Annotated in this window: 10 protein-coding genes; 2 read left to right on the top strand and 8 right to left on the bottom strand. The window is 43.4% G+C overall.

Features of this window, described 5'->3' with window-relative positions; genetic code table 11:
• Positions 1 to 58: 58 nt before the first annotated feature.
• The 6 genes from L4D20_RS19925 to hutC all read right to left on the bottom strand — a co-directional run bounded on the left by L4D20_RS19925 (position 59) and on the right by hutC (position 7,531).
• Entirely contained in the window at positions 59 to 784 is a 726-nt protein-coding gene (locus L4D20_RS19925) for a DUF3581 domain-containing protein (protein WP_428803343.1), read from the bottom strand.
• A 173-nt stretch (positions 785 to 957) separates the two neighbouring features.
• A complete protein-coding gene (hutH, locus tag L4D20_RS19930; protein ID WP_428803344.1) occupies positions 958 to 2,490 on the bottom strand; it encodes a histidine ammonia-lyase in 1,533 nt (510 codons plus the stop codon).
• Between the two features lie 122 nt (positions 2,491 to 2,612).
• The gene (hutU, locus tag L4D20_RS19935; protein WP_428803345.1) at positions 2,613 to 4,310 is read right to left on the bottom strand and encodes a urocanate hydratase; all 1,698 of its coding nucleotides are present in this window, start codon (positions 4,308 to 4,310) and stop codon (positions 2,613 to 2,615) included.
• Between the two features lie 90 nt (positions 4,311 to 4,400).
• The gene (gene hutG, locus L4D20_RS19940; RefSeq protein ID WP_428803346.1) at positions 4,401 to 5,459 is read right to left on the bottom strand and encodes a formimidoylglutamase; all 1,059 of its coding nucleotides are present in this window, start codon (positions 5,457 to 5,459) and stop codon (positions 4,401 to 4,403) included.
• Positions 5,443 to 6,708 carry an imidazolonepropionase gene (gene hutI, locus L4D20_RS19945; protein WP_428803347.1) on the bottom strand — a complete coding sequence of 422 codons (1,266 nt, stop codon included), beginning with the start codon at positions 6,706 to 6,708 and terminating at the stop codon, positions 5,443 to 5,445. The genes hutG and hutI overlap by 17 nt, the downstream gene beginning before the upstream one ends.
• Before the next feature lie 109 nt (positions 6,709 to 6,817).
• Positions 6,818 to 7,531, bottom strand: coding sequence for a histidine utilization transcriptional repressor HutC (hutC, locus tag L4D20_RS19950; RefSeq protein ID WP_428803348.1), 714 nt, complete (start codon positions 7,529 to 7,531; stop codon positions 6,818 to 6,820).
• A gap of 182 nt (positions 7,532 to 7,713) precedes the next feature.
• Here hutC and yqfB point away from each other — a divergent pair, with 182 nt between their 5' ends.
• The gene (yqfB, locus tag L4D20_RS19955) at positions 7,714 to 8,031 is read left to right on the top strand and encodes a N(4)-acetylcytidine aminohydrolase (protein ID WP_428803349.1); all 318 of its coding nucleotides are present in this window, start codon (positions 7,714 to 7,716) and stop codon (positions 8,029 to 8,031) included.
• 114 nt (positions 8,032 to 8,145) lie between these two features.
• Here yqfB and L4D20_RS19960 read toward each other — a convergent pair whose 3' ends face one another.
• Both L4D20_RS19960 and efpL read right to left on the bottom strand, forming a co-directional pair.
• Complete coding sequence (locus tag L4D20_RS19960) at positions 8,146 to 8,487, bottom strand: HI1450 family dsDNA-mimic protein (protein ID WP_428803350.1); 342 nt, start codon at positions 8,485 to 8,487, stop codon at positions 8,146 to 8,148.
• A 4-nt stretch (positions 8,488 to 8,491) separates the two neighbouring features.
• Positions 8,492 to 9,058 carry an elongation factor P-like protein EfpL gene (gene efpL, locus L4D20_RS19965; RefSeq protein WP_428803351.1) on the bottom strand — a complete coding sequence of 189 codons (567 nt, stop codon included), beginning with the start codon at positions 9,056 to 9,058 and terminating at the stop codon, positions 8,492 to 8,494.
• A 131-nt stretch (positions 9,059 to 9,189) separates the two neighbouring features.
• Between efpL and L4D20_RS19970 the strand changes: the two genes are divergently transcribed.
• On the top strand, positions 9,190 to 9,957 hold the full coding sequence (locus tag L4D20_RS19970; protein WP_428803352.1) for a nucleotidyltransferase domain-containing protein: 768 nt from the start codon (positions 9,190 to 9,192) through the stop codon (positions 9,955 to 9,957).
• The last annotated feature ends 174 nt before the right edge of the window (positions 9,958 to 10,131 follow it).

Below are 10,131 nucleotides of genomic sequence, written 5' to 3' on the forward strand. Positions count from 1 at the left end.
GCTGAAAACAAAACACCCGCCAATTGGCGGGTGTTTTTAATTCTATGTTTTTACGAGCTTACGCAGCCGCTGCAAACTGAGCTAAGAACATCTCTTTACGCTCGTTGAAGCGGTTTACAAGATCATCGACTGACTCTTGAACGTATGGTTTTAGTCCACTTGCGACCATGCGCTTAACGCCTTTGCCGACAACAACACCATCTTCTTTAAAGTCGAAGTTAAGGGTTACGATACCGCGCTTGCCATCGACATCGAACGTTGCGCCAGTGTAGTCAACTTCTGGGTGAGTTAAATCTAATCGGTCAAATTCAACTTCCATGCTCTCGTAGATAACTAATGGACGTTGGCAGTTGATCATCATCTGCTTCTCTTCCATTAACGGCACCATGATATGCGGGAAGTTCATGCCAGAGAACTGTACGTAATTTTTCACGACATGTTCGATAAATGCAGCGTTATGGCTAACGTCACCTTCGCGGCTCATATGAAGGTACTCTTTTCCCTTCTCATCAACCAATGCACTCTCTTTTTCGCATTTGTTTTCAATGCTCAATTCGATGCCATCGTTCACCATGCCTGAAAAATCAAAACGCATTTTCTTGCTGATGCCTTCTTTTTGTAGCAATACTGCAAAAAGGAGATCGCCAGGAACGCAAAAACGTTTGTTGTCTTCATCGTGAAGTGGATTAAAGTCACCCGCTACTTTTTTTGCAAAGTGGCTTGCTTGCTCACGTGTGAATTTGAATTGATGGTCTTGAGTTGAAACAAAAGGAGTCAGAAACATAATCTACAACTGGTAGTAAAAACTGACGCGGATTATATAGGAAAATAGGAATTATAATGGTCCATCCAGTCTGCTTTTGATTTAAATCAAACAGTTAAAAGAAAAGGCTCACTGATTATGAGCCTTTTTTGTGAGTTAGTTATGGGTGCTAACTAACAGATAGGCGCAGTGAATTAATAACTGATAAATAAGTGCTCTGGCACTAAGTGGTTATGAACAGCAAGCTTGAGCAGTGAGTTTGCTTGTTCAATATCGGGTGCGAAGTAGCGGTCTTTGTCATAGAACGAGACTTTCTCGCGCAATATCGCCTTAGCTTCTTCAACGCGTGGCGAAGATTTTAGAGGTGCTCTAAAATCCAAACCTTGTGCTGCTGATAGATACTCCACTGCCAGGATTCCACGCGTGTTTTCAGCCATATATTTGAGCCTTCTCGCTGCAAAAGTCGCCATCGAGACATGGTCTTCTTGATTCGCAGACGTTGGTAGGCTATCGATAGAAGCAGGGTGGGCGAGTGTCTTGTTTTCACTAGCCAGTGCAGCGGCTGTTACTTGGGCAATCATGAACCCAGAGTTAACACCGCCGTTGTCAACTAAGAACGGTGGCAGCTTACTTAGCGCACTGTCGATAAGTAGAGCCATTCGTCTTTCAGACAAACTGCCTATTTCAGCAATCGCGAGCGCTAGGTTATCAGCTGCCATGGCTACTGGTTCAGCGTGGAAGTTACCACCTGAAATAATGTCTCCATCTTCAGCAAAAACTAATGGGTTATCGGATACTGAATTAGCTTCGACTTCAAGTGTTGAAGCAGAGTGACGGATTTGCTGTAAACACGCCCCCATAACTTGAGGTTGGCAACGTAAAGAGTATGGGTCTTGTACTTTTTCACAAGCCGTGTGTGATTCTCCCACTTCGCTGTTGTTATCTAATATATGTCGATATGCTTCAGCTGCGTCCATTTGAGTCCTATGTCCACGCACACGGTGGATACGAGGATCGAATGGACGTCGACTACCTAATGCTGCTTCAACCGTCATTGAGCCGCATACAGTCGCTGAGGCGAACAAATCTTCTGCTACAAACAGACCTTCAAGAGCAAAGGCTGTTGAAGCTTGAGTCCCATTAAGGAGCGCAAGCCCTTCTTTAGGAGCTAACGTGATAGGGGATAGCCCTGCGATATTCAGTGCTTCAAGGCCTGATATGATCTTGCCGTTGTGTCTTGCTTCGCCTTCACCGAGCAATACCGTGCTCATGTGTGCAAGAGGAGCCAAATCCCCTGATGCCCCAACCGAGCCTTTTTGTGGAACACAAGGATAAACCTGTGCGTTCACAAGTTCGACTAACGCATTTATTACAGAAAGGCGAATGCCAGAGTAGCCACGTGCAAGGCTATTGATCTTAAGTACCATCATCAAACGAACCGTTTCGTCTGACATTAGCTTCCCAATGCCTGCAGCATGTGAAAGAACGATACTTCTTTGTAGCGTTTCGAGATCTTCAGGAGCAATACGCGTATTGGCGAGCAAACCAAAGCCAGTGTTGATGCCATAGACCGTACGGTCTTCTTCAATAACTTGATTTACAACTCGGGTGCTTGCTTCGATTCCTTCAATGGCATCGGGGTTTAGAGCAAGGTTTACCGGGGTACGGCTGACTTGACGAAGCTCTTTTAAGCTAATCTGCCCAGGCTGTAGCAATAGGTTTAACATCTTCATAAATCCTTTAATTAATCTCTATTGTGTCGTTGTCGATTGAATATGATTAATCGACAACGATAGATAGTCGTTTGTAGTTCTCCTTTGTAGAGAACCACCGATTTAGCTAAATCTGCTTATTTAAGCTTTCTAAGTTCTTCATTAAGCATTGGTAAATCCAGCCCTTGTTCTGCGGCACATTGCTTCGCGATATCGTAACCGGCATCCGCGTGGCGCATAACACCGGTTGCTGGATCGTTATGTAAAACGCGAGCAATTCGCTCAGAAGCATCGTCACTGCCATCACAACAAATAACCATTCCGGAGTGTTGTGAGAAGCCCATGCCAACGCCGCCACCATGGTGCAGCGATACCCATGTTGCACCGCCTGCAGTATTAAGAAGCGCGTTCATTAATGGCCAATCAGAAACCGCGTCAGATCCATCCATCATGCCTTCAGTTTCTCTGTTTGGGCTAGCCACAGAACCTGAGTCTAGGTGGTCTCGTCCGATAACCACGGGCGCTTTTAGTTCACCATTTTTGACCATTTCATTAAATGCTTGGCCTAAGCGTTCGCGATCTTTCAAACCAACCCAACAGATACGGGCAGGCAGCCCTTGGAATTGAATACGCTCTCGTGCCATATCCAACCAGTTATGAAGTTGAGGGTTATCAGGGATAAGCTCTTTTACTTTTTGGTCAGTTTTGTAGATATCCTCTGGATCACCAGATAGTGCAACCCAACGGAAAGGACCTATGCCTTCACAGAATAAAGGTCGGATGTAGGCAGGAACAAACCCGGGGAAATCAAAGGCATTTTCTACGCCTTCTTCAAGTGCCATTTGACGGATGTTATTACCATAATCAAGTGTTGCCGCTCCACGTTTTTGTAGGTCGAGCATCGCCTGAACTTGAATCGCCATAGACTGCTTAGCTGCTTTGACGACTTTTGCTTCATCTTCCTGTCTCACTGAAGCGGCGTGTTCCATGCTCCAGCCTTGTGGAAGGTAACCATTTAAGGGGTCATGAGCCGATGTTTGATCGGTTACAACATCTGGGGTGATGTTTCGTTCCACTAATTCAGGGAATACATCGGCAGCGTTACCAAGTAGTCCAACAGAAATGGGAGTGTCAGATTCGTAAATCATAGCCAGTGCTTCATCAACGCTGGTGGCCTTTTTATCGACATAACCTGTGCGAAGTCGGTAATCGATTCTTGATTCATCGCACTCAACCGCAATCATTGAGAATCCAGCCATTGTTCCAGCTAGAGGTTGAGCACCACCCATACCGCCAAGACCGCCAGTGAGAATCCAACGGTTTTTAGCATCTCCATTGAAGTGCTTCTTGGCTATGGAAACGAAGGTTTCGTATGTACCTTGAACGATGCCTTGTGAGCCAATGTAGATCCAGCTACCCGCCGTCATTTGGCCATACATCATCAAACCTTGCTTATCGAGCTCGTTAAAGTGCTCCCAGTTAGCCCAGTGAGGGACAAGGTTAGAGTTAGCTATAAGTACTCTTGGTGCGTTCTTATGCGTTGGAAATACGCCAACAGGTTTACCTGACTGTACCAGTAACGTTTGGTCATCTTCGAGTCTCTCTAGCACTTCGACGATCTTGTCATAACACTCCCAGTTTCGGGCTGCTCGGCCAATACCACCATAGACGACTAAAGCGTGAGGGTGCTCTGCAACATCAGGGTCAAGGTTGTTCATTAACATACGAAGTGGTGCTTCGGTTAGCCATGATTTTGCACGAAGTTGTGTGCCGTGAGGGGCACGAATAGTTCGAGATGTGTCGAGACGCTTATCTACAGTCTGGCGTTCCGTCATGTTGAGGCTCCTTTATAATAGGTTGTAGGGTTATTATGGTTTTATACGTTATTGGTTTGTTCTGTGGTCTTTGAAACTAGTTACTAGTAATTACTCAGTCTGCTTGGAAGAGACATGATCAGCCATGGCATTAGCGATATCCCAGCAGAGTCGGGCAGCCAGTCTAGCGGTTTGGCTATCGACATCATAAGTTGGGTTATATTCCGCTATATCGGCAATCATCAGCTTATTTTGGTAATGAAGAATTCGGTCTAGAAACATAGCTAATGTTTCGTAACTTACTCCTCTAGCCGCTGGTGCACTAACCCCTGGAGCCGTTGAAGCAGGAAAAACATCTAGGTCGATGGTTAGGTACAGATAGTCACAATTGTCGATAAAGTGTTGAAGTTGAGTAAGGTGATAAATATGGTTCATGTGAGATAATTGTTTATCCTCCACATACCAAACCCCAAGTTCATCCGCGGTTTTAAACAGCGCTGTTGTATTACTAGCGCGGCTTACTCCTAAGCAGGCATAATGGAAATCCCATTCATTTTTCTGACAATACTTGTGAATCTGATTAAAGGGTGTACCAGAGCTGGGCTTGATATCGGCATGATCACTTTCAAAAGCGCGTAAATCGAAATGGGCGTCGAAGTTTATGATTCCGATTTTAGGCTTAGAATCTGGTTTGGTATTTTGGAAGTAACGCGCCAAACCTGAAAACGATGCCCATGCAATTTCATGGCCACCACCAAGGGTGATTACTGGTGTATGTTCTAGTGCCTCTGTAATCACTTCAGCGGCTTGTTCTTGGCTCTCTTCAAGCAAATCATCTTCACAAATGACATTACCCAGATCAACGATCGACACTTGTTTATGCCACGCCATATTTGCGAGTGCTCTGCGAATAAGATCGGGTGCTTTTTTAGCCCCAATTCGTCCTTTATTTCGAGCAACGCCCGAATCGGTAGCGAAGCCAAGAATACTTATCGTATTTTTAACCGCGTGAAGCTCGCATGCTTGCTTTTGTTTGATGACATGATGAACTCGCTTTCCTAATTCTCCATCCTCGCCATCGTGTCTGCCTTGCCAATGGAAATCTTGATTAGTCACAGTGTGTGATTTTTTGTTCGCAGATTGCTCAGTCGTTTTATTTACCAATGTCATAACAGCTGCCTCCGTCTTTACTTAGTACGCCATCAACGATGCGAGCAGCTAAACGAGGAATACCAACTTGATAACTGAGATCCGCTGGATGAGATATATCCCATATTGCTAGATCGGCATCGAAACCTACTTCAATTTGACCTCGAGTCGTACTATGGCCTATCGCTTTTGCTGCATTACAGGTTACTCCTCGTAATGCTTCCTCTGGTGTTAGGCCGAATAACGTACAACTCATATTCATCATCATAGTCAAGTCAGCGAAAGGGGAGGTGCCTGGATTGAAATCAGTGGCAATTGCCATTGGAACGTTGTGTTGACGGAGCAATTCGATGGGCGGACGTTGTGTTTCACGTAGGAAATAAAAAGCGCCGGGAAGAAGTGTCGCGACCGTATTTGATTGGGCAAGTGCTGCAACCCCTTTTTCATCAAGATATTCAATATGATCAACCGATAGGCCATTAAAGGCGGCCGTAAGGGCACTACCACCAAGGTTCGAAAGTTGTTCTGTATGCCCCTTTACATGAAGACCATACTGCTTAGCAGCACGGAATACTTTTTCTGTTTGAGCCAAGTTGAATCCAATGGATTCACAAAATACATCGACAGACGAAGCTAAATTTTCTTCCGCAACAAGTGGAATGATCTCTTCGCATATTAAATCAATGTAGCGATCTGGGTTGTCTTTGTATTCTGGAGGTGTCGTATGCGCTGCTAGTAAAGTGGTTTCGACTTTAACATGCATGTGATGTTCAAGTGCTTTGGCGGCGCGTAACATTTTGATTTCATCATCGAGCGTTAAGCCGTAGCCGGATTTTATTTCAACGGATGTAACACCTGTATTCGTGAGGCCAATGAGGCGGTGCAGTGCTAATTCAGTTAACTGTTCAACAGTTGCATTACGAGTGGCATGAACGGTTGATAAAATGCCGCCACCTTGTTTCGCTATTTCAGTGTAGTGAACACCATTTAGGCGCATTTCAAATTCATTGGATCGATTTCCTGCGAAAACTAAATGGGTATGGCAGTCAATTAATCCCGGAGTAACAAGTCTATTTTTACAGTCATAAACGCGGCGTTGTGGAGCCTCTTCTTTAACTTCTTTGCAGGTTAACTCACTATTTGAAATGGAAACTATCTTACCGGCTTTCAGTTGTACCGTTTTAGGAGAGCTTATTTGGTAACCCATAGCACCGGGCGTCATTGTGACTAAACAAGCGTTGATAAGAGTAAGTTCGCTAACCGAATTCATGTGTTGCCCTAACTGATACTTTAAATGTATATACAATTAATAGTTCAAGATGAACATCAGAGCAAGAGTCATGTTATGAAAATGTGATCGGAAAGAAGTCGAAAATGCTTCAGTCTAGAAGAACTTTAGAGCTTAATTTGTATTTAGAGGCCGGATGATAGAGTAATGCTGTACTAATGAGGTTCTCTTTACTCCATGTTCGTCTGTTAAGAAGTAGGCATGGTTCACTGTTGCTCATAGACAACGCTACACGTACCTCCTCTTCAGCCATAACAGCTTCAACGGTATGTTCAATGGCACTGAGGGGACAGTTATCAGAAAGGTACTGATTAGGTGTCATTGCTGAAAAATCTTGTAGAAGATAATTAGGGGCGTAGATTGGGTTTACCCAACGTAATTCCAATTGAATTGGCACGTCACCTTCAAAGTGGATGATTTTACTAAAGAAAACTTCTTTCCCAAGCATGATGCCTAATTGAGTAGCAATTCTGTCGTCTGCGTTTATTGAAATCTGAGCAATAACATCATTACGATATTGTTTGCCTCTTTGTTCAACTTCTTCAGCGATATTGCGAATATCAAGAAGGGGGGACTGAGCTTTCTCTGGAACGCTACAAACGAAAGTCCCGGTGCGGGGTTTCCGCTGCAGCTTTCCTTCATTGACTAAATCTCGGATCGCTTTATTTACCGTCATACGGCTGACATCAAACTGCTTGGTTAGCTCAATTTCAGTAGTGATTCGATGCCCAACGGGCCACTGCCCCGAGTCAATTTTATCGCGAATATAGTGTTTAATCTGGATGTATAACGGAGAAGCAGGCATAAAAACACTCTAATTAATTGACTATACAAATAGTGAGTTAATTAGTAAGGGATTGCAACTGTCGTTAAGATATTTATGATGCTTAACAAGAGATTGTTACCGTTATAGTAACACCATCGCTAAACTGGTTTGGTTGTATCTACTCGACCCACCAAATAGACTAAGAATAATGAGAAATGAATATGTCTTACCCTACAGAAATGACCTTTTTCGAAAGGTTTGAAAAAGATATTTTATCTGGTGCGAAAACGATCACGATTCGTGATGAAAGTGAGAGCGATTATAAGGTTGGCACTGTCGTTGATGTAAACACCCTCGAAGAGGGTCGATGGTTCTGTAAGCTAAAAATCGATTCTGTAGAGCCAATATTGTTTAGTCAGCTAACAGACTTTCATGCAGAACAAGAAAACATGACCCTAGAAGTGCTCAAAGGCGTCATCAATGATATCTATCCGGGTGTTGAACAGTTGTATGTCATTAGCTACCAATTAGCGAAATAGTCACCGCTATTCGATAACGCTAGTTCAAACCGATAGCACTAAAAAAGCCGATCTGTTATTGAAACCAGATCGGCTTTTTAATTAGCTAACTATGATGAATAATTACATTAGTAATCAATCACGCTTCCAAAGCATATGACAAAACTTATTTTCTGGATCGCGGCTAACAAGCATACGAGCGAATACGTCATCTAGAACGTCACTCTCTTCGTTAACTAGGCCAATGCGAATCTCAGCAAAGACCTCTTTGTCGACGTCGAAGCCAACGTGTTGTCCCCAGTCATCACCAGTTTCTACAAGCTCGGCTGCGCCACGATCTTCAAACTGAGCGGTGAACAATATTACGTCCGCAGGCTCTAGATTGTCAGGCGCCATTTCTAAGAAGATGTCGTAGGCAACGTCAATAGCATCATCGTACGAAATCAGGTTTTCAGAATCGTTATTATCAACAGTCATAGAATTACGCTCGGCTCGTGTATTTACGTTCAGCGATGTTGATAATCACGCGATCGCCCGTAGCTATGTATTCTGGTACTTGAATCGTTAGTCCAGTTGCAAAGCGTGCAGGTTTAGTACGAGCAGAAGCAGAAGCGCCTTTAATTGAAGGGTCTGTCTCTTCAATTACCATTTCTACTGTTGAAGGCAATTCAAGGCCAGCGACTTTGTCGTTAACAATAACAACGTGCATGCCTTGTGTATCTTCGTTGATGAACATCAGATCATCTTCGATGTCACTTTTGTTGAATGTGTACTGTGTGTAATCTTCATTATCCATAAAGATATACTCATCGCCATCTACGTATGAAAAGGTTGATTGGCGTTTGTACATCTCAACTGTTTCGATTACTTCGTCAGCTTTTAAACGCTCATCAACACGAGCACCTGTCGCTAGGTCGGTACAGCGCATTTTGTAGATCTTCGTTCCGCCACGGCCACCTGGAGTGGTTACTTCAATTTCTTTAACAAGTAGTGTTTTGCCGTTTGATTCAATGGCAAAACCTTTTTTAATTTCACTAGCTCTAGGCATCAGAGGGATCCTTTGTATTTAGATTGCGGCCATTATAACAAGTAACTTAGAAGAAGGAATATCTTGATTGAATTCCTTCTCTGAGCGACCATTGAGTTTGATTCCACTATTGAACATAACTGATACTTTTCATGACTCTTTCTGTTATTGACCCTAAGAAACCTTTTCAAATTGAATACCAAACTGCTATTGACGATCTCGTTAAGTTTTTAAGAGGTGGGCTAGGGCAGAATTTGCATAGCGTCTATTTGTACGGAAGTGTCGCAAGAAAGACGGCAAAGCCAGGTAAGTCGAATATTGATGTCATTGTTGTTACTGAGCGAACATTCAGTGATACAAAAACAACATTATTGAATACGATAAAATGGCGATTTCAACAGAGTTTCCCTCACATTGCTGAAGTGTCGATTAAAACGGTCTTGAGCTCTGAAGTCGCGACGTTAGACAGCATATTTTCTTGGGGTTTTCAATTGAAGCACTGTTCAGTGTGTATTTATGGCACTGATTTATCTGAGTGTTTTGGTGATTATGAACCAAGTTGGGAGATTGCTAAGCATTGGAATATGGACGTCGAAGATTGGGTCGCGGTATATAGAAACAAGATAGCCCGTTCAAGTTCTGCACAAGAGCAGATCAAAGCGCAGAACATCATCGCTAAAAAACTGCTGCGCGCTAGTCACTCACTCGTTATGTATCGTGACAAAATGTGGTTTGATGACCCCGTAAAGTGCGGTGAGCAATTTCTACGTTTTTATCCAGAAAGAACGGTTGATATTGAGAGGCTTAATATATTACTTAGCGATAGGATAATTCCTAAACGCTCAGTCGTTGGGATATTAGACAGTTTTGGGAATTGGCTGGTGGACCAATATAAAAAAACTGAATTTAGAATTGGCTAACAGTCGGCTTTAAAGGGCGCTCCACTTGGCGTTTATGTTGAGAGCGTTGCAATATTATTGCGTACAAAATCACACTTAGTCACTATATGGGAACATCGGATTGTCTTAATCTTGATATTCCACGCAAATATATTGAGTAAAAATAGATAGTTCGTTACTGTGTCACCGATTTCA

Origin of the sequence: Vibrio kyushuensis (assembly GCF_050337325.1) — a bacterium.
Taxonomy (GTDB): domain Bacteria; phylum Pseudomonadota; class Gammaproteobacteria; order Enterobacterales; family Vibrionaceae; genus Vibrio; species Vibrio kyushuensis.